Origin of the sequence: Neisseria sp. P0018.S001 (assembly GCF_051957355.1) — a bacterium.
Taxonomy (GTDB): domain Bacteria; phylum Pseudomonadota; class Gammaproteobacteria; order Burkholderiales; family Neisseriaceae; genus Neisseria; species Neisseria subflava_A.
In genome coordinates this window covers 222,968-247,969 of record NZ_JBQCWN010000002.1, presented here as the reverse complement: position 1 = coordinate 247,969, position 25,002 = coordinate 222,968, and the positions used below count along the sequence as shown (strand labels likewise).

The 25,002-nt window shown below is 49.6% G+C and carries 22 protein-coding genes, 1 tRNA gene and 1 pseudogene; 17 read left to right on the top strand and 7 right to left on the bottom strand.

Annotation, left to right across the window (positions count from 1 at the left end; translation table 11 throughout):
- Window positions 1–102 precede the first annotated feature (102 nt).
- Both ACTHTJ_RS02670 and ACTHTJ_RS02665 read left to right on the top strand, forming a co-directional pair.
- Window positions 103–2,985, top strand: coding sequence for an Rne/Rng family ribonuclease (locus ACTHTJ_RS02670; RefSeq protein ID WP_440360895.1), 2,883 nt, complete (start codon window positions 103–105; stop codon window positions 2,983–2,985).
- A 233-nt stretch (window positions 2,986–3,218) separates the two neighbouring features.
- Window positions 3,219–3,938 carry a hypothetical protein gene (locus ACTHTJ_RS02665; protein WP_199900426.1) on the top strand — a complete coding sequence of 240 codons (720 nt, stop codon included), beginning with the start codon at window positions 3,219–3,221 and terminating at the stop codon, window positions 3,936–3,938.
- A gap of 121 nt (window positions 3,939–4,059) precedes the next feature.
- On the opposite strand, the gene mscL is transcribed toward ACTHTJ_RS02665, so the two are convergent.
- Together mscL and fabI are read right to left on the bottom strand one after the other, a co-directional pair.
- Window positions 4,060–4,503, bottom strand: a complete 444-nt coding sequence (gene mscL / locus ACTHTJ_RS02660) for a large conductance mechanosensitive channel protein MscL (protein ID WP_440360896.1) — start codon at window positions 4,501–4,503, stop codon at window positions 4,060–4,062.
- A 448-nt stretch (window positions 4,504–4,951) separates the two neighbouring features.
- Window positions 4,952–5,740 carry an enoyl-ACP reductase FabI gene (gene fabI / locus ACTHTJ_RS02655; RefSeq protein WP_003748060.1) on the bottom strand — a complete coding sequence of 263 codons (789 nt, stop codon included), beginning with the start codon at window positions 5,738–5,740 and terminating at the stop codon, window positions 4,952–4,954.
- Window positions 5,741–5,948: 208 nt separating this feature from the next.
- On the opposite strand from fabI, the gene ppk1 reads away from it, so the two are divergent.
- From ppk1 to ACTHTJ_RS02640, 3 genes are all read left to right on the top strand, one after another.
- Window positions 5,949–8,006 (top strand): polyphosphate kinase 1, encoded by a 2,058-nt coding sequence (ppk1, locus tag ACTHTJ_RS02650; protein WP_440360897.1) that lies wholly within the window; start codon window positions 5,949–5,951, stop codon window positions 8,004–8,006.
- Window positions 8,007–8,108: 102 nt separating this feature from the next.
- Complete coding sequence (locus ACTHTJ_RS02645) at window positions 8,109–10,124, top strand: prolyl oligopeptidase family serine peptidase (RefSeq protein ID WP_440360898.1); 2,016 nt, start codon at window positions 8,109–8,111, stop codon at window positions 10,122–10,124.
- Between the two features lie 420 nt (window positions 10,125–10,544).
- Window positions 10,545–10,760 (top strand): aminotransferase class IV, encoded by a 216-nt coding sequence (locus ACTHTJ_RS02640; protein ID WP_234396205.1) that lies wholly within the window; start codon window positions 10,545–10,547, stop codon window positions 10,758–10,760.
- Between the two features lie 44 nt (window positions 10,761–10,804).
- On the opposite strand, the gene ACTHTJ_RS02635 is transcribed toward ACTHTJ_RS02640, so the two are convergent.
- Together ACTHTJ_RS02635 and ACTHTJ_RS02630 are read right to left on the bottom strand one after the other, a co-directional pair.
- Window positions 10,805–12,262, bottom strand: coding sequence for a DUF389 domain-containing protein (locus ACTHTJ_RS02635; protein ID WP_070583969.1), 1,458 nt, complete (start codon window positions 12,260–12,262; stop codon window positions 10,805–10,807).
- A gap of 271 nt (window positions 12,263–12,533) precedes the next feature.
- Window positions 12,534–13,188, bottom strand: a pseudogene (locus ACTHTJ_RS02630) (IS1595 family transposase).
- A 246-nt stretch (window positions 13,189–13,434) separates the two neighbouring features.
- Here ACTHTJ_RS02630 and acpP point away from each other — a divergent pair.
- The 3 genes from acpP to ACTHTJ_RS02615 all read left to right on the top strand — a co-directional run bounded on the left by acpP (window position 13,435) and on the right by ACTHTJ_RS02615 (window position 15,954).
- Window positions 13,435–13,671: an acyl carrier protein gene (gene acpP, locus ACTHTJ_RS02625; RefSeq protein ID WP_003679644.1), complete on the top strand. Its 237-nt coding sequence runs from the start codon at window positions 13,435–13,437 to the stop codon at window positions 13,669–13,671.
- Window positions 13,672–13,833: 162 nt separating this feature from the next.
- The gene (gene fabF, locus ACTHTJ_RS02620) at window positions 13,834–15,081 is read left to right on the top strand and encodes a beta-ketoacyl-ACP synthase II (protein ID WP_070459816.1); all 1,248 of its coding nucleotides are present in this window, start codon (window positions 13,834–13,836) and stop codon (window positions 15,079–15,081) included.
- Between the two features lie 180 nt (window positions 15,082–15,261).
- On the top strand, window positions 15,262–15,954 hold the full coding sequence (locus tag ACTHTJ_RS02615) for a hypothetical protein (protein ID WP_049351302.1): 693 nt from the start codon (window positions 15,262–15,264) through the stop codon (window positions 15,952–15,954).
- Between the two features lie 55 nt (window positions 15,955–16,009).
- Here ACTHTJ_RS02615 and ACTHTJ_RS02610 read toward each other — a convergent pair whose 3' ends face one another.
- A complete protein-coding gene (locus tag ACTHTJ_RS02610) occupies window positions 16,010–16,339 on the bottom strand; it encodes a rhodanese-like domain-containing protein (RefSeq protein WP_070583862.1) in 330 nt (109 codons plus the stop codon).
- A gap of 52 nt (window positions 16,340–16,391) precedes the next feature.
- Complete coding sequence (locus ACTHTJ_RS02605) at window positions 16,392–17,048, bottom strand: protein-L-isoaspartate O-methyltransferase family protein (RefSeq protein ID WP_070583863.1); 657 nt, start codon at window positions 17,046–17,048, stop codon at window positions 16,392–16,394.
- A gap of 184 nt (window positions 17,049–17,232) precedes the next feature.
- On the opposite strand from ACTHTJ_RS02605, the gene tpiA reads away from it, so the two are divergent.
- From tpiA to ACTHTJ_RS02580, 5 genes are all read left to right on the top strand, one after another.
- On the top strand, window positions 17,233–18,006 hold the full coding sequence (gene tpiA, locus ACTHTJ_RS02600; protein WP_004519014.1) for a triose-phosphate isomerase: 774 nt from the start codon (window positions 17,233–17,235) through the stop codon (window positions 18,004–18,006).
- Window positions 18,007–18,013: 7 nt separating this feature from the next.
- Window positions 18,014–18,373: a preprotein translocase subunit SecG gene (gene secG / locus ACTHTJ_RS02595; protein ID WP_003683944.1), complete on the top strand. Its 360-nt coding sequence runs from the start codon at window positions 18,014–18,016 to the stop codon at window positions 18,371–18,373.
- 15 nt (window positions 18,374–18,388) lie between these two features.
- Window positions 18,389–18,474: transfer RNA gene (locus ACTHTJ_RS02590), tRNA-Leu, on the top strand.
- A 90-nt stretch (window positions 18,475–18,564) separates the two neighbouring features.
- Window positions 18,565–19,122 (top strand): UbiX family flavin prenyltransferase, encoded by a 558-nt coding sequence (locus ACTHTJ_RS02585; RefSeq protein WP_004464450.1) that lies wholly within the window; start codon window positions 18,565–18,567, stop codon window positions 19,120–19,122.
- Window positions 19,123–19,175: 53 nt separating this feature from the next.
- Window positions 19,176–19,610, top strand: coding sequence for a pyridoxamine 5'-phosphate oxidase family protein (locus ACTHTJ_RS02580; RefSeq protein WP_070583864.1), 435 nt, complete (start codon window positions 19,176–19,178; stop codon window positions 19,608–19,610).
- A 53-nt stretch (window positions 19,611–19,663) separates the two neighbouring features.
- Here the strand turns inward: ACTHTJ_RS02580 and ppk2 are convergent, their stop codons facing one another.
- Window positions 19,664–20,593 carry a polyphosphate kinase 2 gene (ppk2, locus tag ACTHTJ_RS02575; RefSeq protein WP_070583865.1) on the bottom strand — a complete coding sequence of 310 codons (930 nt, stop codon included), beginning with the start codon at window positions 20,591–20,593 and terminating at the stop codon, window positions 19,664–19,666.
- 167 nt (window positions 20,594–20,760) lie between these two features.
- On the opposite strand from ppk2, the gene ACTHTJ_RS02570 reads away from it, so the two are divergent.
- The 4 genes from ACTHTJ_RS02570 (at window position 20,761) to atpB (ending at window position 24,994) form a co-directional block, all read left to right on the top strand.
- On the top strand, window positions 20,761–22,545 hold the full coding sequence (locus ACTHTJ_RS02570; RefSeq protein ID WP_070583866.1) for a bifunctional chorismate-binding protein/class IV aminotransferase: 1,785 nt from the start codon (window positions 20,761–20,763) through the stop codon (window positions 22,543–22,545).
- 101 nt (window positions 22,546–22,646) lie between these two features.
- On the top strand, window positions 22,647–23,507 hold the full coding sequence (locus ACTHTJ_RS02565) for a ParB/RepB/Spo0J family partition protein (protein WP_070459768.1): 861 nt from the start codon (window positions 22,647–22,649) through the stop codon (window positions 23,505–23,507).
- 277 nt (window positions 23,508–23,784) lie between these two features.
- Window positions 23,785–24,138 carry an ATP synthase subunit I gene (locus ACTHTJ_RS02560; RefSeq protein ID WP_083297179.1) on the top strand — a complete coding sequence of 118 codons (354 nt, stop codon included), beginning with the start codon at window positions 23,785–23,787 and terminating at the stop codon, window positions 24,136–24,138.
- Window positions 24,128–24,994 carry a F0F1 ATP synthase subunit A gene (atpB, locus tag ACTHTJ_RS02555; protein WP_070583867.1) on the top strand — a complete coding sequence of 289 codons (867 nt, stop codon included), beginning with the start codon at window positions 24,128–24,130 and terminating at the stop codon, window positions 24,992–24,994. The genes ACTHTJ_RS02560 and atpB overlap by 11 nt, the downstream gene beginning before the upstream one ends.
- Window positions 24,995–25,002 lie beyond the last annotated feature (8 nt).

Sequence of the window (25,002 nt, the reverse complement as noted above, 5' to 3'; positions counted from 1 at the left end):
ACGGGGATTTTCCCATCTCGCCTTTGAAGAGTGCCAACCGGACAGACAGGCCGTCTGAAAAAGATATTCACAAATCAAACGGCCGCTGTTCACGAGGTGACTATGAAAAGAATGTTATTCAACGCAACGCAGGCCGAAGAGCTGCGCGTTGCCATTGTCGATGGCCAAAACCTTTTGGATTTGGACATCGAAACGCTGGGCAAAGAACAGCGTAAAGGCAATATCTACAAAGGTATCATTACCCGCATCGAGCCGTCGCTGGAAGCGTGTTTCGTTGATTACGGAACCGACCGCCACGGCTTTTTGCCGTTTAAGGAAGTATCGCGTTCATATTTCCGCGACTACGAAGGCGGCAGGGCGCGTATTCAGGATGTGCTCAAAGAGGGCATGGAAGTTATCGTCCAAGTCGAAAAAGACGAGCGCGGCAACAAAGGCGCGGCGCTGACCACCTTTATCAGCCTGGCCGGCCGCTATTTGGTATTGATGCCGAACAACCCGCGCGGCGGCGGCGTATCCCGCCGTATCGAAGGCGAAGAGCGTCAAGAGTTGAAAGCCGCCATGGCCGAACTCGACATTCCAAACGGCATGAGCATTATTGCCCGCACCGCCGGCATCGGCCGCAGCGCGGAAGAGTTGGAATGGGACTTGAACTACCTCAAACAGCTCTGGCAAGCCATTGAAGAAGCAGGCAAAGCACACCATGACCCTTACCTGCTCTTTATGGAAAGCTCGCTGCTGATTCGTGCGATTCGCGACTATTTCCGTCCCGATATCGGCGAGATTTTGGTGGACAATCAAGAAGTTTACGACCAAGTTGCCGAATTCATGAGCTACGTCATGCCGAGCAATGTAGGCCGTCTGAAACTCTATCAAGACCACACGCCGCTGTTCTCCCGTTTCCAAATCGAACACCAAATCGAAAGTGCGTTCTCACGCAGCGTCAGCCTGCCTTCCGGCGGCGCGATTGTGATCGACCATACCGAAGCCCTGGTTTCCATCGACGTCAACTCTGCGCGTGCCACACGCGGCTCTGACATTGAAGACACCGCGTTCAAAACCAATATGGAAGCCGCCGAAGAGGTCGCCCGTCAAATGCGCCTGCGCGACTTGGGCGGTTTGGTCGTCATCGACTTCATCGATATGGAAAATCCGAAACACCAACGCGATGTTGAAAACGTCCTGCGCGACGCGCTCAAAAAAGACCGCGCACGCGTGCAAATGGGCAAACTTTCGCGTTTCGGCCTTTTGGAATTGAGCCGTCAACGTTTGAAACCGGCTCTGGGCGAAAGCAGCCATGTTGCGTGTCCGCGCTGTGCCGGTACCGGTGTCATCCGCGGTATCGAATCCACCGCCCTGCACGTTTTGCGCATCATTCAAGAAGAAGCGATGAAAGACAACACCGGCGAAGTACATGCACAAGTGCCTGTCGATGTCGCCACCTTCCTGTTGAACGAAAAACGCGCCGAGCTGTTTGCGATGGAAGAGCGCTTGGATGTGAACGTCGTCCTGATTCCAAACATCCACTTGGAAAATCCGCACTACGAAATCAACCGCATCCGCATTGATGACGTAGAAGAAGACGGCGAACCGAGCTACAAACGCGTTGCCGAGCCGGAAGAAGACGAATCCGCCAAACCTTTCGGCAGCGAAAAAGCCAAAGCTTCCCGTCCTGAGCCGGCTGTCAAAGGCGTACGCCATACCCAGCCTGCACCGACTGTCGCCCCTGAGAAAAAAGCCTCTTGGTGGGACAGCTTCAAAGCTTGGTTGAAACGCATTTTCGGCGGCGAGCCTGCACCTGTCGCAGTTGCTCAAGAGCCTGCCGAAAAACGCACTACAAACAACCGCAGCCAAAACAGTAACCGCCGTTCAAACAGCCGCCGTCAAAATCCACGCCGCAACAACAAAAACGACGGCAGCAAAGTCGAAGTGCGCGAAGTGAATGCCGAAGCTGTCGACAGTAAGTTTGAAGAAAACAAATCAAACGAAAGCCGCAACGACGAGCGTAAAGACACCCGCCGCAACCGCAACCGTAACAACCGCCGCGATGATCGCAACAACGAGCGCAATCGTGTTGAGGAAGTGGTTGAAGACGTAAACGTTCAGGAAGTGGCTGCACTGGCTGAGATGCCGTCTGAAAACCAAGCGGAACAAAACGGCAATAAACGCCGCCGCAACAACAGTCGCAACGAGCGCAACCGTCATCAACCTGCGGAAAACCGTGTTGAGGACGTGAACGTTCAAGCCGATGGCGAACAGGCGCAAGTCGAAGCGGACGACAACGCCCGCAGCGAAGAGGGTGTGAAAAACAACGGCCGTCAAGGACGCGAGCGCAACAACCGTCAGCGTAACAACCGCAACGACCGCCGTTCAAACAGCAAAAAACGCAATATTCCGTCTTCGGCAAAAATCGAGCAATACCTGAACATTACCGATACTGCCGACAAAGTCCTCTTTGCCGTAGCGCATGTTTTAGGTTTGAACGAAACGGTTGAAGCTGCGAATGCGAGATTGTCTTCTGAAAGCGACCAAGCCGAGCCGCTGGTGATTGTGGTATCCGAGCCTGAAGTTACCAGCGCAGAACCATTCGTATTTGCGATTGAAAGCGAAGACGAGCCTGCCGTCGCGCAAACTGAAGGCGCTGATGCCGAACAAGCCCTGCTTGCTTCTGCAGTCAGCAATGTCAAAGAAGCCATTGCTGCGGTATTGTCTCCAAATGCAACGGCTACTGTTGCATCGGTTGAAGCACCAGCCGAAACTGTTGTCACACAAACTGAAGCCGTAGCTGAAGCAGCGCCTGTCGCAATCGTTGTGCCTGAGAGCTTGGGCGATTTGATCTTCGTTGAAACCGATCCGCAAGCCGTTGCCGCTTTTGCCGCGCAGCCACAACCTGAACCGGTTGCTAAAACACGCCGTTCGGATGTGCCTAAAGTAGAAGTGGAAGACACAGCAGTCGAAATGATTTTGGTGGAAACACGCAAAGACTAAGATTGGTTTTCCAGTTAAAAGCCCGATGTTGAACGCATCGGGCTTTTTTACAGGAGAAGTGCTACGACTATAGGGAATAGTTAAGAAAAGGAAATTTCTTTTGAGGAGAGTGAGAAGTATGAAGCATCAAGAAGTTGGAGTTATCGATATTTAAAGGTCAGAATCATTGCTACCTTGAAAGACTTAGCCTTTACATAGGGTTGGTCCTGTATAAAAAATAAGATCATGGAAGTATGAATATGAAGTTAAGATATTTTGAATTAGATAGACCTTATGTGGAAAATCGCCAAAGGATCGAGGAGTTGATGGACTCAGCTTCATTAAGATACGAGGAGGCCAGGATAGAGGACTACAATCAAAATTGGAAATGCCGTAGAAAAGCGTTTGTATATGAATCGAAGTGTATGACATCTATGTTGGAGCGACTCTTCAAGCCTGTTCCAACTAAGGATTGTTGGAAAATCATCATAGAATGCATGGATAAGGTCTGCAATCCTTGTATCATAAACTTACTTGGTGTCTATACTGTTCAGGTTCCATTTGATTTTTGTACCTATGAAGCTTTAGATCCTGTTGATAAGAAAAAGATGCTCTTGGCTGCCTTAGTCGAAGGGGCAAACCGTGTATTTCATAAGCTTTCTATTCCATTCTGCTTACTTGGGGATGTAGTGAATGAAATAGAGAGAAACCATTATGAAAATAGTTGGGTATGGAAAAAGAAGAAGATTCAATCCACCACTTTTTCCATTCAAGTGGAACATCAGATCGATAAAGTTGACTTGTTTTGGAATATTGAAAATAAAGACAAGAGTATTCGTCATTTGATTAAAACCTGTCCTGCTCATGAAATGGATTATGGCGTTTACCTTGGTAAATTAGAGGTAAATGATAATTTCCTTTATCTATTGGGTAAAAATAATGAGGTCGTAAGCAAGGTTTCTATAAATAAATGAAGGATAGCTGCTTGTAGTTTTTCTTAAACAGCCAACTATGTCAGAGCGATGGAGTTAGAAAAGGCCGTCTGAAATGGTTTCAGACGGCCTTGGTTTGTGTGTGTATGTTTAGGTATTGTGATTATTTTTTGTTCAGAGAGTCACGGATTTCGCGCAACAACAGAACTTCTTCGCTAGGCTCTGCCGGTGCTTCTTCAGCAGGAGCTTCGGTTTTTTTCACAGAGTTGATGGCTTTAACCACGCAGAAGATGGCAGCGGCAACGATCAGGAAGCTGATCACAGTGTTGATGAACAGACCGATGTTCAGGGTAACGGCACCGGCTGCTTGAGCGGCTGCCAGGTTGGCGTAACCTTCAGCAGGAGCGGCTTGTGCGCCGTTTTTCAGGGTGATGAACAGGTTGGAGAAATCAACGCCGCCGATCAGCAGACCGATAGGAGGCATGATTATATCGTCAACCAATGATTTGACGATGCCGCTGAATGCTGTACCGACAACCATACCGACTGCGAGGTCGACAACGTTGCCACGCATAATAAATTCTTTAAATTCTGAAGCGATTGACATAATTAATCTCCTGTATGTGTTTGAGTCAAAATCAGATGTGATTCAATTAATCGGCAGGCATCTTAACGCTTTATTAGTTAAGAAAATTTCAATAATGTTAAATTTTGTATTTCATGCTAAAAATGTCCGGCTTCTATGCCTTTTGTATGAAAAACAGGCCGTCTGAATTTTTTTTGTTACTTTTTTGCACCACTTTTTATCCGTGGCTAAGTATCAGATAACATGAATGTTATCTTTAGAATCAATGCTCTATCGGAATTTCAAATTGAGGTAGAATGATAATATAATAATGTTGAAAACATAATCATTGAAAGTCTGTAAAGGTAATGTTTCGTATCCGTATTTGACTTTCAGACGGCCTTTTTGGTTATGCAGTTATTCAAGCCATAATGTAACGGCCATAAAAAACGCACTTTCATCATGAAAGTGCGTTTGGCGTGAAAACTGTTTAGTTCTCTTCGTCGTTCAGCGCATTGATGCTGTAACCGCCGTCAACGTAGGTAATCTCGCCGGTAATGCCGGAAGCGAGGTCGGACAGTAGGAAGGCGGCTGTGTTGCCAACTTCTTCGGTGGTAACGTTACGACCCAATGGGTTGTGGGAAGCGACGTGACCCAAGAGTTTGCTTAAATCGGCGATGCCGGAAGCGGCCAGGGTTTTGATCGGGCCTGCGGAGATGCCGTTGCAGCGGATGCCTTCTTTGCCCAGGCAGGCGGCAGTGAAGCGGATGCCGGCTTCGAGGCTGGCTTTGGCCATGCCCATAACATTGTAGTTAGGAATGGCACGAACGGCGCCCAAGTAGCTCAGGGCAACGATTGCGGCGTTGCGGCCCTGCATCATCGGACGGGCGGCTTTTGCCAGTGCAGGCAGGCTGTATGCGGAGATTTCGTGAGCGGTGTTGAACGCTTCGCGGCTGATGCTGTCGAGGAAGTCGCCGCTCAAAGCTTCTTTAGGGGCGAAGCCGATGGAGTGAACGAGGCCGTCCAAGCCGTCCCAGTGTTTGCCCAAGTCAACGAAAACTTGGTTGATTTCGTCGTCGCTGGCAACGTCGCAGCGGAACACGAGTTCGGAGCCGAGTTCGGCCGCCATTTTACGGACGCGCTCTTCCAGTTTGTCGACAACATAAGTAAATGCCAATTCCGCGCCTTGTTCGCGGCAGGCTTTGGCGATGCCGTAAGCGATGGAACGCTCGGAGATCATGCCGGTAATCAGAATTTTTTTGCCTTGCAAAAAGCCCATTTTCTTATCCTTTAGCAGTGGTATTGCGGTTGCATTAAACTGCGCATTATAGCAAAAACCGCTGTTTCGGCATAGAAAAAAACGGATAACCCTTTGTCTTGCCTCAAATAGAGATAAGGTTGTCTGCTAAGGCCGTCTGAAACCTGACGGAACGGCGGCAAAACGTTATACTTGATAGTCTTAATGACCGATGTTTCAGGAGTGAACCATGCCCGAGCAAAACCGCATTCTCTGCCGAGAACTTAGCCTGTTGGCGTTTAACCGTCGTGTGCTGGCTCAGGCGCAGGATACGAAAGTTCCTTTGTTGGAGCGTTTGCGTTTCCTGTGCATCGTGTCTTCCAATTTGGACGAATTTTTTGAAGTGCGTATGGCGTGGTTGAAACGCGAAAACAAATTGCGCCCGCATCAGCTGCTCGACAACGGCAAAACAGCGGCCGAAACCATCGAAGCGGTGGCGAAAGATGCGCAGGCCTTGATTCGCGAGCAGTACGATCTGTTTAACAAAGTATTGCAGCCTGCACTCAGCCGTGCCGGCATTCATTTCTATCGCCGCCACAAATGGACGGCTGCGCAGAAAAAATGGATCGAAAACTATTTCGACAACGAGCTTTTGCCCATTCTCACGCCTATCGGCCTTGATCCGTCACACCCGTTCCCGCGCCCGTTAAACAAATCGCTCAACTTTGCCGTCGAACTCGAAGGCACGGATGCGTTCGGCCGTCCGTCCGGAATGGCGATTGTGCAGGCGCCGCGCATTTTGCCGCGTGTCGTCCCCATGCCGTCTGAAATTTGCGGTGGCGATGCAGGCTTTGTGTTCTTATCGTCTATTTTGCACGCCCATGTCGGCAAACTCTTTCCCGGCATGAAGGTTAAAGACTGCCATCAGTTCCGTCTCACGCGCGACAGCGATTTGACGGTTGATGAAGAAGATTTGAAAAACCTGCGTGCCGCGATTCAAAACGAGTTGCACGACCGCGAATACGGCGACGGCGTGCGCTTGGAAGTGGCGGACACTTGTCCGGCGCATATTCACGACTTCTTGCTTGCCCAGTTCAAGCTGACTTCTGCCGAGCTGTATCAGGTCAAAGGGCCGGTCAATTTGGTGCGCCTCAATGCCGTTCCCGATTTGGTGGACAGGCCGGATTTGAAGTTTCCGCCGCGCAATGCAGGCCGTCTGAAAGCCTTGCGCAAAAACGGCTCCGTATTCAAACTGGTCAAACAGTCACCGATCTTGCTGCACCACCCGTATCAGTCTTTCGATCCGGTTGTCCAAATGATACGCGAGGCAGCGGCCGATCCGGATGTATTGGCCGTCAAAATGACCATCTACCGCACCGGCAGCAATTCCGAGCTTGTGCGCGCATTGATGAAGGCCGCACTGGCGGGCAAGCAAGTTACCGTCGTGGTCGAACTGATGGCGCGTTTTGACGAAGCCAACAACGTCAACTGGGCGAAGCAGCTGGAAGAGGCGGGCGCGCACGTCGTGTACGGCGTATTCGGCTACAAAGTCCATGCCAAAATGGCTTTGGTTATCCGTCGCGAAGACGGCGTGCTCAAGCGTTATGCCCACCTCGGTACCGGCAACTACCACCAAGGCACATCGCGCATCTACACCGACTTCGGCATCATTACCGCCGATGAACAAATCACTGCCGATGTGAACACTTTGTTTATGGAAATCACAGGCTTGGGCAAGCCGGGCCGTCTGAACAAGCTCTATCAAAGCCCGTTTACCCTGCACAAAATGGTCATCGACCGCATCAAGCAGGAAACCGAACACGCCAAAGCAGGCAAACCGGCGCGGATTACCGCCAAGATGAACTCCCTCATTGAGCCGAGCGTGATTGATGCGCTGTATCAAGCCAGCGCGGCAGGCGTGCAAATCGACCTGATTGTGCGCGGTATGTGTACTTTGCGCCCGGGTGTAAAAGGCTTGTCCGAAAACATCCGTGTCCGCTCCATTATCGGCCGCCAACTCGAACACTCGCGCGTGTATTGCTTCCATAACAATGGTGCAGACGATACCTTTATCTCCAGCGCCGACTGGATGGGTCGCAACTTTTTCCGCCGCATTGAAGTCGCCACGCCGATTACCACGCCCGAACTCAAAGAACGCGTGATCTGCGAAGGTTTGGAAATGGCCTTGGAAGACAATACCCAGGCTTGGCTGATGCAGCCTGACGGCAGCTACGTCCGCACCCAGCCGCAAGACGGCGAGCCTGCGTTTGGTTTGCAGGAAGGTTTGTGGAAAATATACGGACGTTAAATTGAATAATGTCTTAGGCCGTCTGAAATGCAGGTTTCAGACGGCCTTTTTTGATTTTGCCGTTATAATTCCGTTTCCCAATCTTTCAGACGGCCTTTTCCTATGAAATCTTACCCCGATTCCTATCTCCATTTTGAAAACCTCGAATCTCCCGAAACGCAAGATTTTGCCGCCGCGGCGCATGCCGAAACGCGTGCGCGTTTTTTAGAAAACGACAAAGCGCGCGCATTGTCCGACGGCATTTTGGCGCAGTTGCAGGACACGCGGCAGATTCCGTTTTGTCAGGAACACCGCGCGCGGATGTACCATTTCCATCAGGACGCAGAATATCCGAAGGGTGTGTACCGCGTATGTACGGCGGCGACTTACCGTTCTGGCTATCCTGAGTGGAAAATCCTGTTTTCGGTGGCGGATTTCGACGAGTTGCTCGGCGACGATGTGTATTTGGGCGGCGTGTCGCACTTGGTGGAAAAGCCCAACCGCGCGTTGTTAACACTGAGCAAATCGGGCGGCGATACGGCGTACACGCTGGAAGTGGATTTGGAAGCAGGGGAGTTGGTAGAAGGCGGTTTTCACTTTCCGGCAGGTAAAAACCATGTGTCGTGGCGCGATGAAAACAGCGTATGGGTGTGTCCGGCTTGGGACGAACGCCAGTTGACCGAATCGGGTTATCCGCGCGAAGTGTGGCTGGTGGAGCGTGGTAAGAGTTTCGAGGAAAGCCTGCCGGTGTATCAAATTGCCGAAGACGGCATGATGGTGAACGCGTGGCGTTATCTCGATCCGCAGGGTTCGCCGATTGATTTGATTGAAGCGTCGGACGGTTTTTACACCAAAACCTATTTGCAGGTCTCAGCCGAAGGCGAGGCGAAACCGTTAAACCTGCCCAACGATTGCGACGTAGTCGGCTATCTGGCGGGACATCTTTTGCTGACGCTGCGCAAGGACTGGAACCGCGCGAACCAAAGCTATCCGAGCGGCGCATTGGTGGCAGTAAAATTAAACCGCGGCGAATTAGGCGCGGCGCAGCTTTTGTTTGCGCCCGATGAAACGCAGGCATTGGAAAGCGTGGAAACGACCAAGCGTTTTGTCGTGGCGAGCCTGCTGGAGAACGTACAAGGCCGTCTGAAAGCATGGCGCTTTACCGACGGCAAATGGCAGGAAGTCGAACTGCCGCGCCTGCCTTCGGGTGCGTTGGAAATAACCGACCAGCCGTGGGGCGGCGACGTGGTTTACCTTGCCGCCAGCGATTTCACCACGCCGCTGACGCTGTTTGCGCTGGATTTGAACGTGATGGAACTGACCGTCATGCGCCGTCAGCCGCAGCAGTTTGATTCAGACGGCATTAACGTACAGCAGTTTTGGACGACTTCGGCCGACGGCGAGCGCATTCCTTATTTCCACGTCGGCAAAAACGCCACGCCCGACACGCCGACTTTGGTTTATGCCTATGGTGGTTTCGGCATTCCCGAATTGCCGCATTATCTGGGTAGCGTTGGCAAATATTGGCTGGAAGAGGGCAATGCCTTTGTGTTGGCAAACATCCGCGGCGGCGGCGAATTTGGCCCGCGCTGGCATCAGGCGGCGCAGGGAATCAGCAAACACAAAAGCGTTGATGATTTATTGGCAGTCGTGCGCGATTTGTCCGAACGCGGCATGAGTTCGCCCAAACACATCGGTTTGCAGGGCGGCAGCAACGGCGGCCTGATTACCGCCGCCGCCTTCGTGCGCGAGCCGCAAAGCATCGGCGCGCTGGTGTGTGAAGTGCCGCTGACCGACATGATCCGCTATCCGCTTCTATCCGCCGGTTCAAGCTGGACGGACGAATACGGCAATCCGCAGAAATACGAAGTCTGCAAACGCTGGCTGGGCGAATTGTCACCGTATCACAATCTTTCAGACGGCATCAATTATCCGCCAGCGCTCATTACCACCAGCCTCAGCGACGACCGCGTCCATCCCGCCCACGCGCTCAAGTTCTATGCCAAACTGCGCGAAACCTCGCCGCAATCGTGGCTCTACGCCCCGGACGGCGGCGGCCATACCGGCAACGGCACGCAACGCGAATCCGCCGACGAACTTGCCTGTGTCTTGCTGTTTTTGAAAGAGTTTTTAGGGTAGAAGCAAGCAACAGGACTGACCGTTTTGTAAAGTTGAGAAACAAAATACTCTTGTTTCGGCAAGTGAAAAGAAGGCCGTCTGAAAAACGAATATTAAAGTTTCCCAGACGGCCTTCTTTTCTTTTAACTTTCAACATATCCCGATAAAATGGACACTTTGTAAGTAATCATTGATGGAAGACGCAATTATGGCAACCGAGCCGAGAAATTATACACGATTTAGAAAATAATTTCAAACAAAACAATATATTAAAACTCAAACAAATCTTTCCCGAAGTCTTTTGCAAAGACCAAATCGACTTTGAGAAACTCAAACTCGTCCTTGGCGCAGAAAACCTTGCCGGTGTGGGAGAACGTTATCAACTCGATGCTGTAGAAACTAGTAGCGTTGTTTACAGTATTTCCAGGAGAATACTGAAACATGAACATGCACAAAAACACCCGTCTTACCCCGTCTCTGGATTTGGATATCCTCAACGGCATCATGCGCCAAGCCGTGTTGCAGCAGCTGCAAACCTACTTGGGCGCGGACACCATCATCGAAACGCACATCACCCACGACATGCTCGAACGCGCAGAAAAAATCTGCCTCTCCAACGCCTTGAGAGGCGTGTTTGAGGCGGATTTGGTGTACTAGGAACAATCAATGATTTCTCGGAAATGGATAAAGTCTGAAGGCGATTATTCATTAGACGGTTTATCTGTCTGAGACTTGTGCGTTAATAATATGCGCACGACCTTACCCTCATAACGCTGGCTTAACCACGCCTGTATCCGCTCGTGATCTTTGGCAGGCAATGGCTGCTCCAATTCGAGAGAGACAACGACGATATCGTCATATGTATCTGTCTTCGGTTCTGCGTTTTTTTGGCTTTCAGACTGTTCGGAAACAGGCGTTGTTTGCGCTTTATCCCAAGCCAAGCCGCGTCCGACAACGATTTTTTCCGCTTCCGGATATTGGGCTTTTAATTCCTTGAGTACCGCTGCATCGTCGATATCGGAGGCTTTGCCTGCCAGTATGGTATCGATATAGGCCTGCTGCTCTTTCAGCTCATTTTGCTGCTGAACCGGGTTGTTTCGGCTTGCCAGCAATTCTTCGATTTTAGCATCGTTCCCTCCCGCATAGACCACGTTGACCTTCGGCTCTTTCACCCCCGACGCGTTAAGGCTTTTCACCAGCAAGGCGGAAATTTTCTCGGCATTGCCCGTTCCATTGACAATCAGACCGACTTTATTTTCTCTGTGGTTCAACATCTTACGCAGCACGAAAAAACCTTCCTGTTGCTGCGCAGTGGCAATGGCGGCATTGGCTCTGGTGTTGAAGATCTCCTGACGCACCAGTCCTGATGCCATATAGCCGCTCGGAATCATCACAGCCAACACGACGGCAGTAATAATGATGCTTTGCAACCGGCGTTTGGATTCCGTTACCAACCCCCTGCGCGGCAGCTTGAGCAGCTTGGAAAACAACAAGGTCGAAAAAGCGATGAACACGCAGTTGATGGCAAAAAGATATGAAGCACCGAGAAAGTAGTGCCAGTTGCCATGTGCCAGTCCGTAGCCCGCAGTACACAGGGGCGGCATCAATGCGGTAGCAATCGCCACACCCGGTATGGCATTGCCTCCTTCTTTTCGAGTCAGCGCCACAATACCCGCACTACCGCCGAAGAAGGCAATCAACACATCCCAAAGGGTCGGCTGAGTACGCGCCAAAAGCTCGCTTTGCGCCTCTTTAAGCGGGGTTAACAGGAAATACAACGTAGCGGTAATCAAGCTGATGACGACGAATATAATAATATTGCGCACGGCTTGACGGATCAGCGCAGTATCCCCTACCGCCAAACCGTAACCCATACCGACAATCGGCCCCATCAACGGCGAAATCAACATCGCGCCGATCACTACCGCCGTGCTGTTTACATTCAGACCGATACTCGCCACGGCAATGGCAAACATCAATACCCACATATTGGTTCCGGACACCCGAGTATTGGCGCGGATGACGGCATCAATTTTATCGGGATGGGCCTGGTCATGCGCAAGATTGAACACATCTTGCAACTTGGTCATGGCACCATTGTCTTCTTTTGGCTGATTTTCTTGTTCTTCTTGGTTTTTAATGTTTTCTTGGTCTTGCATTTTCATCCTTAAATCAATCTTAACGATTGTCTCTGAATATTTAATTAACTGGAATTTCGGATACTGATAATTATGCTTTAATACTGATTTCAAATATGATTAAGCAGATACCTTGCAGAAGGTTAGCATACACATGAAAACGCTGACAACGCTGATCCTGCGTAGGCCTTCACGAAACCAGCATATGCAAAAACCTTCTCTCAAATCCAATTCCTACTTTTTCAGCAGCAACCGCCATCAAAATTTTTTAAGGGGCTGTACTAGATTAGCCCTAAATTCCACACCATTTTTGCAGGATTTTAAGCTGTTGAGACGGTATGCCGAAATTAAATCGAAATTCGCATTCTTTCAAGAACAGCGGGAAAGATTTGCGATCGATTCCGTTGTATTTGCGCAAGACGCGTTTTGCCTGATTCCAAAAGTTCTCAATGCCGTTAATGTGGTTCTGACGGTCGGCAAATTCCTTGGAATGGTTGATGCGGTAATGGATAAAACCGCTCACGTCCAACTTGTCGTAGCTGCTCAGGCTATCCGTGTAAACAATGCTGTCCGGCATGATTTTCTTTTTAATGACAGGGAGTAACGTTTCAGACTTGGCATTATCCACCACAACGGTAGAGACCCGTCCGTTGCGTTTCAGAATGCCGAAGACAACCACTTTTCCTGCCGCACCGCGACCACGTCTGCCTTTACGCCGTCCGCCGAAATAGCTTTCGTCCAACTCGACAGGGCCCTCAAAAACCTCATCGGCAACCAAGGCCAGATAATGGCGGATAACCATACGAATTTTGCAGTAGAACAGAATAGCGGAGTTGGGCTGAATGCCCAAAATATCGGCAGCGGAACGGGCGGTAACTTCGAGTACAAAAAAACGAAGCAGTTCTTTCTGTACTTTTTTTCTTTAATTTGCAGTGTGTTATCTTCATATTTCGAGGGTAACATATCTGCTAATCTAGTACAGCCCCTTTTTTTAATAATGTTAATACGTAACAAAACAAATTCCCGCTTGTAGGTTAAAATCAGGCTATGCTAATATGCACAACAACAGGTTTTTACTGAATAATCTGTGCTAAAATGCAGGATTAGATGGAAAACTCTATCCGAATTCGGTACAATACCGACGAATTATTTCCCTTAAACAACCTGCCGCAAGGCGAAAAGGAACGACTGACATGTCAAACATCGAACAACAAGTTAAAAAAATTGTTGCTGAACAACTGGGCGTAAACGAAGCCGAAGTGAAAAACGAATCTTCTTTCCAAGACGATTTGGGTGCTGACTCTCTGGACACCGTAGAACTGGTGATGGCTTTGGAAGAAGCTTTCGGCTGCGAAATCCCTGACGAAGACGCTGAAAAAATCACTACCGTACAATTGGCTATCGACTACATCAACGCCCACCAAGGCTAATCGGTCGCACCAAACATCCAGCCTCTGCTGCGCCATCGCAATAGAGGCTTTTACCTTATTATTAAACCCCTGAAATTTCAGACGGCATGAGTTTTGCCTGTTTTCACGAAGAAAAAGAGCAAGGCTGCCGCGAAAATCCCGACAACCAACAGCGAGATTATCATGAGTCAGAGAAGAGTAGTCATCACAGGTCTTGGCCAAGTATCACCGGTCGGCAACGACGTCGCCACCGCATGGAGCAATCTGCTCGCAGGCAAAAGCGGCATCGGACGGATTACCCGCTTTGACACATCCGACATCAACAGCCAAATCGCCGGCGAAGTGCGCGATTTCGACATCGGCCAATACATCAGCGCAAAAGAAGCGCGCCGCATGGACGTGTTCATCCACTACGGTATCGCCGCCGCCCTGCAAGCCATCAATGATTCAGGCTTGGACGATTTGGAAACCCTCGACAAAGACCGCGTCGGTGTCAACATCGGTTCCGGTATCGGCGGCCTGCCGAGCATTGAAGCGACCGGTAAAGCCGTTATCGAAGGCGGCGCGCGCAAAATCAATCCTTTCTTTATCCCAGGCTCGCTGATTAACCTGATTTCCGGCCATGTTACCATCCTTAAAGGCTACCGCGGCCCAAGCTACGGCATGGTTTCTGCCTGTACGACCGGTGCACACTCCATCGGTGATTCTGCACGACTGATTAAATACGGCGACGCGGATGTGATGATTGCCGGTGGTGCGGAAGGCGCAATCAGCACTTTGGGCGTTGGCGGTTTTGCTGCCATGAAGGCACTTTCCACCCGAAACGATGACCCTGCTACCGCTTCCCGTCCGTGGGACAAAGGCCGTGACGGTTTCGTTATCGGCGAAGGCGCTGGCGTGCTGGTGTTGGAAGAATTGGAACACGCGAAAAAACGCGGTGCGAAAATTTACGCCGAAATCGTCGGCTTCGGTATGAGCTCAGATGCCTACCACATTACCGCGCCTAACGAAGAAGGCCCTGCATTGGCGGTTACTCGTGCGCTGAAAGATGCCGGCCTGAATCCTGAAGACGTGGATTACGTCAACGCACACGGTACGTCCACTCCGCTGGGCGATGCCAACGAAACCAAAGCCCTCAAACGCGCTTTGGGCGATCATGCGCGCAAAGTCATTGTTAACTCTACCAAATCTATGACCGGCCACTTGCTCGGCGCGGCCGGCGGCGTGGAAGCGTTGTACAGCGTGTTGGCAGTACACGAGCAAAAATCTCCACCGACCATCAACATCTTTGAACAAGACGTTGAAGCCGGTTGCGATTTGGACTACTGCGCCAACGAAGCACGCGATGCGAAAATCGACGTTGCCATCTCCAATTCCTTCGGCTTTGGCGGTACCAACGGCACATTGGTATTCAAACGCTTCAAAGACTGATAGAAGGTTGTAAGTAGATTAAAAGGCCGTCTGAAACTGGATTTCAGACGGCCTTTTTTATTTTAAAATACAAATATTCTTGATAATCTGTATCATTTATATAAAAATATCGACTCCAATCAATATTGCCCGGATTTTATCGGGTAATCAACCCAATTACATTTTTATCAGGAGTCTGCAATGAAAACTATCCGTATTCTAGCATTGGCCGCCGCGCTGGCCGCCGTGCCTGCATTTGCGTCTGATTTCGGCCATGAACAGGCATTGACCATAGACGGCAAGCCTGCCCATTTGGCAGAAACTTCAGCCCGTATTTTGGCAAACGAAACCCTGACTGCGCCGCAACTGGTCGAAGACATTACCGATGGATTCGGTTCGAAAAAAATTCCAGGTTATAAATTGATGATTATGGGCCGCACTTATTCGGTGGCGGCAGAAACCAAACCGCCGAAAGAGGGCCAAACTCAGTGGCGGGACAATACGTTCATTCATCGTGGCGTAAAACTGTTTGTCGGTATTCCGGTCAAAAACGGCAAGATGGATTTGGCGTCTGCCAGATTGATTAATATCGGCGTGGTTGACGATAACGGTGGTGCCGCGCCTCATGATGAGGGTGAAAAAATCCGCCCCGTCGGCAAACAGCTGATGTCCCCCGATACCAAAGTGGAAAATGTGAAACTCAATATTGCCAAACTGACGTTGCCAAATATGAAATTGGGCGAAACCAGTGGCGGTGGTGTGAAATTGGAAGCATCGGCAACATTGGACGGTAAGCCGATACAGACCAAAATCGACAGCACGTTCTCCCGCTTCTATTCCGCCAAACCAGCCGCTACACGGCCGTTTATGGCAGATGCAAGGTTTGTGAAATAATTGCAAAGGCCGTCTGAAATCCAGTTTCAGACGGCCTTTTATTGATAAAACCGATTCAATACCGCATCATTTTGCTGTCAACCTGCATTGCCCAAGCATCAATACCGCCCTGCAGGTTGTAGAGGTTTTCAAATCCGGCGTCTTCCAAATATATTGCCGTGTGCAGGCTGCGGATGCCGTGGTGGCAGTAAATGACGATGGGCAAATCGTCGTCGGGCAGCTCGTTTTGGCGCAGGGGGATGAGGTTCATCGGGATATGAATGGCAGCGGGCAGGGTGCAGATGGCGCGTTCTTCATCGGTGCGGACGTCGAGCAGATGAAATGCGCGGCCTTCGTCCTGCCATTGTTTCAATTCGGTGGGCGAGAGTTGGATAATGTCGGTCATAGGGTCGGGTATAAAAGTATGAGGCCGTCTGAACTTTCAGACGGCCTGTTGTTTAAAAATCGAAATCGCCGAACGGATTGGCCGATTTGTCTTCCAAGTGTGCCACGACGGTGTCGAACAATACCTTTTCGGAAAACTCATTGCCGTTGCGCGTCAGCAAAAGCGCGCGTTGTACCGGTTTGCGGCCGACGATGACCACCATACGGCCGCCGTCTTTCAGTTGCTCTTTCAGAATTTCAGGTACGCTGTCTACTGCGCCGCCCACATAAATCGCATCAAAAGGAGCGCCTTGCGATGCTTCGGTCAGGCCGTTGTTTTGCACATAATCGACGTTGGTAAAGCCCAATTCGTCCAAAACTTTTTTGGCGCGTTGCTGCTGCTCAACATCGATGTCGTCGGTGACGACTTTGCCGGCCAGTTTGGACAGCAGGGCGGTTGCATAGCCTGAACCTGTACCGATTTCTAAGACGGTTTCGTCTTTTTTCAGTTTCAAGCCTTGAGCTAGGCGGGCAACGACTTTGGGTTCCAACATCTTATGGCCGTTGGTCAGCGGCAGCTCCATATCCGCATAGGCCAAACCTTGAAAAGCCTTGCCGACAAAATGTTCGCGCCCGATCTCCTCCAAAGCATCCAAAATGTCGAAGTCCAAGACATCCCACGGACGAATCTGCTGTTCAACCATATTGAAACGCGCTTTTTCAAAGTCCATATTTGTGCTCCGTTCAATTCTTAATTTTATCGAAGCATACATTATAAATCCTTGTCGGAGAGTGTGCCATCTTTCAGACGGCCCCGGAGGCCCGTTAATAATTGCCAAGCGCACATATATCCACTAAACTTTCACATTACACGACGCTACAAGCAAGCAACAACCAACACACGGAGCAATAAAGATGTATCACCAAATCGGAATGTGGGACCAAAAATGGGTTATCGGCAACTGGAAAATGAACGGCCGACTCCAAAACAACAATGCGCTTATGCACCGCTTCCGTGTCATGCCAACCGCAGAACGCGTGTTAATCGGCCTGGCCGCTCCGACCGTTTATCTGTTGCAACTGCACAACGCCATGCAGATTGTTTTGAACAACCGCATCTTGACCTGTGCGCAAGACGTGAGCCGTTTCCCGAATAACGGCGCGTACACCGGCGAAGTGTCCGCCGAAATGCTTGCCGACATCGGTACAGACATCGTTCTCATCGGCCACTCCGAGCGCAGCCTTTATTTCGGCGAGAAAAACGAAATCCAACGCCGCAAAATGGAAAACGTCCTCAACGTCGGCCTGATTCCATTGTTGTGCGTCGGCGAAAGCTTGGAAGAACGCGAAGCCGGTAAAGAACACGAAGTCATTGCCCACCAGCTTTCCATCCTGCAAGGTTTGAACACCAAAAACATCGCCGTTGCCTACGAGCCGGTTTGGGCGATCGGTACAGGCAAAGTCGCCACCGTCGAACAAATCGCCGATATGCACGCATTTATCTACAAAGAAATCTTGTCTTTGTGCGGAAGCGATGTTAAAATCCGCGTTCTTTACGGCGGAAGTGTGAAAGCGGATAACGCAGCCGACATCTTCGCAGTACCTCATGTAGACGGCGCATTGGTTGGTGGCGCGTCATTATCATATGACTCCTTTACCGCCATCATCAACGCAGCACAAGCCTCGTAGAAAACATATGGAAGCCTTTAAAACCCTTATCTGGATCATTAATATTATTTCCGCTTTAGCCGTAATCGTGTTAGTATTGCTGCAACACGGTAAAGGCGCGGATGCCGGCGCAACGTTCGGTTCCGGCAGCGGTAGCGCGCAAGGCGTATTCGGTTCTGCCGGTAATGCCAACTTCCTCAGCCGCTCGACTGCCATTGCCGCAACATTTTTCTTTGCGACCTGCATGGCGATGGTGTATATTCACACCCACTCCAGTAAGCACGGTTTAGACTTCAGCGATGTGAAGCAGACCCAGCAAGCTCCTAAGCCTGCAACGCCTGCACAAAACAATACAACTCCTGTTGCTCCGAATCCTCAGCAGCAGTAAGACAATTTGATTTATGCCGACATGGTGGAATTGGTAGACACGCTATCTTGAGGGGGTAGTGGCCGTAGGCTGTGCGAGTTCAAATCTCGCTGTCGGCACCACATTAGAAAATCTAACCGCTTTTTAGCGGTTATTTTTTCGTCTTGAGAATCTGCCTTTCATTTATCTTTAGGCCGAGACAGGGAAATACAATGAAGCGTTTGGTTGTCGGCATCAGCGGTGCCAGCGGTTTTCAGTATGGCGTGAAGGCTTTACAGCTTTTGCGTGAGCATCAGGTAGAAACACATTTGGTGGTTTCGCAAGGGGCGGAGATGACCCGCGCTTTGGAAACGGATTACACCAAAGAAGACGTTTATGCTTTGGCAGATGTCGTGCATTCCGTCCGTAATGTCGGGGCAAGTATTGCCAGCGGATCGTTTTTGACGGATGGAATGTTGATTGCGCCGTGTTCAATGAAAACCTTGGCTTCGGTTGCTCATGGATTTGCCGATAATTTGCTCAGCCGTGCGGCGGATGTAACGTTGAAAGAGCGGCGCAAGTTGGTATTGATGGTGCGTGAAGCACCGTTAAACTTGGCGCACATTGAAAATATGCGCCGCGTGACAGAGATGGGCGGTATCGTGTTTCCTCCCGTTCCGGCTTTATATCAGAAGCCCGAATCCATCGAAGATATGATTACACACAGCGTCTCTCATGCTTTGGACTTGTTCGGCATCATTCAAAACGATGTGCCGCGCTGGCAGGGCTGATGTTTCAGACGGCCTGAGCATAATTTCGTCTACTGCGAAGGAAGATAAAAACCATGCAAACGATTCCTGTCAATATAGTGAAGTTTTTGAGCAATCATCATGTCGTCAGTATTGCTGCTGCGGAAGAGGGCGAAGTTTGGGCAGCTTGCTGTTTTTATGTGTTTGATGAGGTGAATGCCCGATTGATTGTGCTGACATCTTTGAAAACGAAGCATGGCGGAATGATGAGTCGTTCTGCCAAAGTAGCCGGTACCATTGCCGGACAACCTGACAGCATCGCAAAAATCAGCGGCATTCAGTTTGCGGCGACTGCCACTTTGATTGAGAATGAAGCGGATTTGAAAGCGGCGCAGTCTTTGTATTACAAAGCGCATCCTGCTGCCAGAGTGATGAAAAGCGATGTTTGGGCATTGAATTTTGACAGTGTGAAATTCACTGACAATAAATTGGTATTCGCACAAAAAACGTACTGGAATCGCGAGGATTAAGAAAAGGTCGTCTGAAAGATGAAATTTCAGACGGCCTTTGGTAATGTTACAAATTAATCGTGTCCGAGATCGACAGTTTTGTCTTTGTAACGTGTATCAGGAACCAAAACGATTTTCTCGTCCACTTTGCCGATGGCTTTCACGTCTTTGCCCGGATAGTCCAGCTGATGCAGGAAGTAGCGGATACAGTTCAAACGTGCACGTTTTTTGTCATCGGAACGGATGATGACCCAAGGCGCGTCGCCGGTGTGGGTGTGGAAGAACATGGCGTTTTTGGCTTCGGTGTAGTCGTCCCAGCGGTCGAGCGACTGGATATCCACAGGGGATAGTTTCCAGTGTTTCAGTGGGTCGTCACGACGGGAGATGAAGCGACGGAGTTGTTCTTCACGGGATACGGAGAACCAGAATTTGAACAGATGGATGCCGCTGGCAACAAGCATACGTTCCAATTCAGGGGTTTGGCGCATGAAGAGCAGGTATTCGTTAGGTTCGCAGAAGCCCATTACGCGTTCTACACCTGCACGGTTGTACCATGAGCGGTCGAAGAATACCATTTCGCCTGCGGTTGGTAGGTTTTGGATGTAGCGTTGGAAATACCATTGGCCGCGTTCGGTAGTGGTTGGTTTCTCCAAAGCAACCACGCGCGCGCCACGCGGATTCAGGTGTTCCATAAAGCGTTTGATGGTACCGCCTTTACCGGCTGCGTCGCGGCCTTCAAACAGGCTGACGATACGCTGACCGGAATCTTTAACCCAGCTTTGTACTTTCAACAATTCAATTTGCAGCTTCTGTTTTTCTTTTTCGTAAACAGAGCGGCGCATACGTTGTTTGTACGGGTAGTTGGCAGGAAGCGGTGCGCTGCTGGAATCTTCGTCAGTGCCGCGTCCTTCGTGTTCCAAAACAGCCTTTTCGAATACTTGCAGCTGGTCTTGTTTCTCGCCCAGTTCAACATTCTCGAACGGTTCTAATTGGTGGTCTGCCATAAAGTCTCCTTATCGATTAAGTTTTAAATGATATGGTGTGGTATGACTTGATTTTACCTCTTTATGCTGTGTTAGCCTACATAAAATTACACATAAGCGATTTTTTCCGGTTTGTTTGATAATTTTTGTAAAAACAGCGTATAATCAGCCTATTTGTATCATACATCATGCCTTATTTCGCCCTGTTCGACGATGCGGTAAGCGGCCGAGCAAAACTCTATCAAAATCATGTAGAAAGCTGCCTTTTTCATCATAACGAACTGGCGTCGTTGGATGATGTTTTGCAGGCAGGTTGGAAAAAAGGTCTGCATGCAGTGTTGTTTGCAGACTACGAATTCGGATTGCCACTGATGGATATTTCATCCGCGCGCAGTGGCAATTTGTGTTTGCACTGGTTTGCCGATTGTTCCGAAATCGATGCCGAAAGCTGGCTGACCAATCATTCAGACGGCCTTGAGGCAGGCATCTCCACTCCCCGATTCTCTGTATCTGAAGCCGATTATCTCGAGCATATCCGCCAAATCCACGAAGCCATCCGCCGCGGCGATACCTATCAAATCAATTACACCGCGCGTCTACACCTGCAAACTTACGGCAATCCGATCCAGCTTTACCGCCGTTTGCGTCAGCCTGTGCCGTATGCCGTTTTGTCTTGTCTGCCTGACGGGGCAGGGCAGGAGGCGTGGACTTTGTGTTTCTCTCCCGAACTTTTCCTCAAAATCGATTCAGACGGCCTGATCAAAACCGAGCCGATGAAAGGCACTGCGCCGATTCTTCATGACGGACAAGATGAACGCCGCGCCGTTGAATTGCAAAACGATCCGAAAAACCGCGCCGAAAATGTGATGATTGTCGATTTGTTGCGCAACGACCTCGGCAAAATCGCGCAAACGGGCAAAGTACGCGTGCCTGAACCGTTTAAAGTTTCCCGTTTCGGCAGCGTTTGGCAGATGACCAGTGCCATCGAGGCGCAGGCGCTGCCTGATGTTTCGGTTTCTGATATTTTCCGTGCAGCCTTCCCGTGCGGCAGTATTACTGGTGCGCCCAAACGCATGAGTATGCAGATTATTGAGTCTCTTGAATCCGAACCGCGTGGTTTATACACAGGCAGCATCGGCTTTTTGCATCCGTGCGATACGGGTTTGGGGTTTGAAGGTGTGTTCAATGTCGTGATTCGCACATTATCCCTGAAGCCGGTTTCAGACGGCCTTTATCAAGGTGTTTATGGTGTGGGTTCGGGGATTGTGATTGATAGCGATCCTGAAGCCGAATATCGTGAGTGCGGTTGGAAGGCGCGTTTTCTCAATGACTTGCGGCCTGATTTCAGTATTTTTGAAACCATGCGCGTGCAAGACAAACAATGCCGTTTGCTCGATTTGCATTTAGGCCGTCTGAAAATTTCGGCACAAGCGCTCAACCTGCTTTGGCCTCAAAATGCGGCAGAGCAAATTCAACACTATATAGATGCGTTGCCAAGTGGGTTATTTAGAGTTAAAGCAGCTTTGTTTTCAGACGGCCTTGCATTGAGCCATGCGGCTGTTTCTGAATTGGATGGGCAGCAATACGTCATCTTGAGTGAGCACACATTAAGTCAACGCGATTATCTGCGCCGCTTCAAAACCACGCGCCGTGAAATTTTTGACCAAGCATGGAAAACGGCAGAAGGGCAGGGTGCATTTGACAGCCTGTTTTTCAATTCAGACGGTCTGTTGTTAGAGGGTGGAAGAAGCAATGTGTTTGTCAAATATCAAGGACAATGGCTCACGCCGTCTTTGGATTTGGATATTTTGAACGGAGTAATGCGCCAAGCGGTATTGAAGCAGCCGCAGCTATATTTAGGTGTGGATACAATCAAGGAAACCCACATCACGCGCGCAATGTTGGAAAACGCGGAAGAAATCCGCTTGAGTAATGCTTTAAGGGGCGTGTTTGCGGTTTCGCTCCGTAAATAAATGGCAATAGCCAAATCATAGTGATTCAAATTGTCGTCAAGCGGCAATATCCGATAGAATACGTCATTTCAACAATGAGGCCGTCTGAAAGGGAAAACAATATGGCAAAAGCAAAAGGTGGATTGGGACGCGGTTTGGATTCGCTGATTTCCAATGCAGTGGACAGCAGCAGTAGCGACCGCCTGACAACGGTTGCCATCGCCGATATTCAGCCCGGCCGCTATCAGGCGCGTGTGCAAATGGATGACGAAGCCTTGCAGGAACTGGCTGACTCCATTAAAGCGCAAGGCATTATCCAGCCGGTTATCGTACGCGAACGTGGTCTGTCTCAATATGAATTGATTGCCGGCGAACGCCGTTGGCGCGCTTCTCAGTTGGCCGGTTTGACCGAAATTCCCGTCGTCATCAAAACTATCAGCGACGAAACCGCGTTGGCCATGGGTTTGATTGAAAACCTGCAACGTGAAAATCTCAATCCGATTGAAGAAGCGCAAGGTTTGAAACGCCTTGCCGACGAATTCGGCCTGACTCACGAAACCATCGCAAAAGCCGTCGGTAAAAGCCGTAGTGCCATCTCCAACAGCCTGCGCCTGTTGAGCCTGCCTGAGCCGGTTCAGGAAATGCTTTACCAACGCCGTCTGGAAATGGGTCATGCCCGCGCGTTGCTGACCTTGCATGTGGTTGACCAATTGGAGTTGGCGCAAAAAGCCGTCAAAAACGGCTGGTCGGTACGCGAAGTAGAACGCCGCAGCCAGTTGGCACATCAAAAAGCCAAGCCTGAAGCAGCCAAAACCATCAGCCCGGATATCCGCCGTATTAATGATGCCCTGACCGAGCGTTTGGGTGTCAATGCCGAAGTCAAAACCAGCAATCAGAAAAAAGGCAAAATTGTACTGCATTTTGATACGCCGGAAACATTTGAATACCTGCTGAAACAGTTAGGCATTAATCAAGAGTTTTAACGGTTTTATAAACAGGCCGTCTGAAAAAAGTTTTTCAGACGGCCTGAATTTTTGAGAAAAGGACTGATCGTACAGATGTTTACAATACAAATCAAAATCTTCTGTAAAATCTGTGTAGCAACATGTAATTTGTGTTAAACTCCGTTTCTGCAAAGATTTGTTTTATATGTGTTAATCATTTATCTGTGAAAGGTTCACAAAGATTAACATATTGCTTGACGTTAACAAACTTCTTGATTATATTAATTTACCTTGCGTTTTTGGGGTGTGGAGTACAATGAATCAGATAGTCCCATTGCAAGTGATTGTATTGTTAATAATTTCAGTTGTTTGTGCATTATTTTCCGGATTGCCCGGCTTCCTCTCTGCTTTGGCGGGAGGATTTTCGTACATTTTGCCTACCCTGTTTGCAGTTTTACTTTTAAAGTTTTCCCGACGAAATCCCGATCTGCAAAGTTCGATGTTTATCGGCGGAGAGGTTTTAAAAGTAGTGCTGTCGCTGGTATCTATGTCGGTCGTTTTTGCGATATGGCATCGATCACTGGTATTTTACCCATTTTTATTGGCGTTTCTTGGCGTCAGTCATTTGGTTTTTTTAGTATTGTTGAGAGTGAAACACTATGGCAGGTGAAACTATGACCGCTGCCGACTACATCAAGCACCACTTGCAAAGCTTGACCAGTATGTCGGATGTTACTCAGGGTCAAGGACTGAAAAACATCGCTGATTTTTCGTTCATTAACCTTGATGCAATCTTTTTTGCTGTTCTGTTAGGCGTAATCGGCAGCTTTCTTTTGTGGCGCGGTGCCCAAAAAGCAACTGCTGGCGTGCCCGGTCGTTTTCAGGCGGCTGTTGAAATTCTGTTCGAATTCGTGGATAACATGTGTAAGAGCATTATCCATAACGAACAATCGCGTAAAGCCGTTGCTCCTTTGGGTTTGACCCTGTTTGTCTGGATTTTCCTGATGAACGCCATGGATATGTTGCCGGTTGATTTGCTGCCGATGGCATGGCAAGGCATTACCGGTAATCATCATGCACTGTTGCGCGTTGTACCGACTGCTGACTTGAATACAACTTTGGCTTTGGCAATTGGCGTATTGTTGGTATGTATTTATTACAATATCAAAATCAAAGGCTTTGGCGGTTGGATTCACGAATTGTTCAGCGCACCTTTTGGCCCGATACTCGCTCCGGCCAACTTCCTGCTGAACTTGGTAGAGTTTTTGTCCAAAACCGTATCCCACGGTATGCGGTTGTTTGGTAATATGTATGCCGGTGAGCTGGTGTTCCTGTTGATCGCTTTGTTGGGTGGCGCATGGGCGTCAACCGGTAGTATCGAAACTTTGGATCCAATTTTATTTGTATTCCACCTGATTGCCGGTTTGGCTTGGGCGATTTTCCACATTTTGGTTATCACCTTGCAGGCATTTATTTTCATGGCGTTGGCGTTCGTATATATCGGACAAGCGCATGATGCACACTAATCAAGTAG

Bases quoted from the DNA above. Each gene is read 5' to 3' on its own strand.
- secG (WP_003683944.1), top strand. From the start codon at position 18,014: ATGGAAGCCTTTAAAACCCTTATCTGGATCATTAATATTATTTCCGCT.
- ACTHTJ_RS02585 (WP_004464450.1), top strand. From the start codon at position 18,565: ATGAAGCGTTTGGTTGTCGGCATCAGCGGTGCCAGCGGTTTTCAGTAT.
- ACTHTJ_RS02635 (WP_070583969.1), bottom strand. From the start codon at position 12,262: ATGCAAGACCAAGAAAACATTAAAAACCAAGAAGAACAAGAAAATCAG.
- ACTHTJ_RS02610 (WP_070583862.1), bottom strand. From the start codon at position 16,339: ATGACCGACATTATCCAACTCTCGCCCACCGAATTGAAACAATGGCAG.
- ppk2 (WP_070583865.1), bottom strand. From the start codon at position 20,593: ATGGCAGACCACCAATTAGAACCGTTCGAGAATGTTGAACTGGGCGAG.
- ACTHTJ_RS02645 (WP_440360898.1), top strand. From the start codon at position 8,109: ATGAAATCTTACCCCGATTCCTATCTCCATTTTGAAAACCTCGAATCT.
- ACTHTJ_RS02670 (WP_440360895.1), top strand. From the start codon at position 103: ATGAAAAGAATGTTATTCAACGCAACGCAGGCCGAAGAGCTGCGCGTT.
- ACTHTJ_RS02640 (WP_234396205.1), top strand. From the start codon at position 10,545: ATGAACATGCACAAAAACACCCGTCTTACCCCGTCTCTGGATTTGGAT.
- ACTHTJ_RS02665 (WP_199900426.1), top strand. From the start codon at position 3,219: ATGAATATGAAGTTAAGATATTTTGAATTAGATAGACCTTATGTGGAA.
- ACTHTJ_RS02565 (WP_070459768.1), top strand. From the start codon at position 22,647: ATGGCAAAAGCAAAAGGTGGATTGGGACGCGGTTTGGATTCGCTGATT.
- ACTHTJ_RS02560 (WP_083297179.1), top strand. From the start codon at position 23,785: ATGAATCAGATAGTCCCATTGCAAGTGATTGTATTGTTAATAATTTCA.
- ACTHTJ_RS02605 (WP_070583863.1), bottom strand. From the start codon at position 17,048: ATGGACTTTGAAAAAGCGCGTTTCAATATGGTTGAACAGCAGATTCGT.
- mscL (WP_440360896.1), bottom strand. From the start codon at position 4,503: ATGTCAATCGCTTCAGAATTTAAAGAATTTATTATGCGTGGCAACGTT.
- ACTHTJ_RS02570 (WP_070583866.1), top strand. From the start codon at position 20,761: ATGCCTTATTTCGCCCTGTTCGACGATGCGGTAAGCGGCCGAGCAAAA.
- tpiA (WP_004519014.1), top strand. From the start codon at position 17,233: ATGTATCACCAAATCGGAATGTGGGACCAAAAATGGGTTATCGGCAAC.
- fabF (WP_070459816.1), top strand. From the start codon at position 13,834: ATGAGTCAGAGAAGAGTAGTCATCACAGGTCTTGGCCAAGTATCACCG.
- atpB (WP_070583867.1), top strand. From the start codon at position 24,128: ATGGCAGGTGAAACTATGACCGCTGCCGACTACATCAAGCACCACTTG.
- ACTHTJ_RS02580 (WP_070583864.1), top strand. From the start codon at position 19,176: ATGCAAACGATTCCTGTCAATATAGTGAAGTTTTTGAGCAATCATCAT.
- fabI (WP_003748060.1), bottom strand. From the start codon at position 5,740: ATGGGCTTTTTGCAAGGCAAAAAAATTCTGATTACCGGCATGATCTCC.
- ACTHTJ_RS02615 (WP_049351302.1), top strand. From the start codon at position 15,262: ATGAAAACTATCCGTATTCTAGCATTGGCCGCCGCGCTGGCCGCCGTG.
- acpP (WP_003679644.1), top strand. From the start codon at position 13,435: ATGTCAAACATCGAACAACAAGTTAAAAAAATTGTTGCTGAACAACTG.
- ppk1 (WP_440360897.1), top strand. From the start codon at position 5,949: ATGCCCGAGCAAAACCGCATTCTCTGCCGAGAACTTAGCCTGTTGGCG.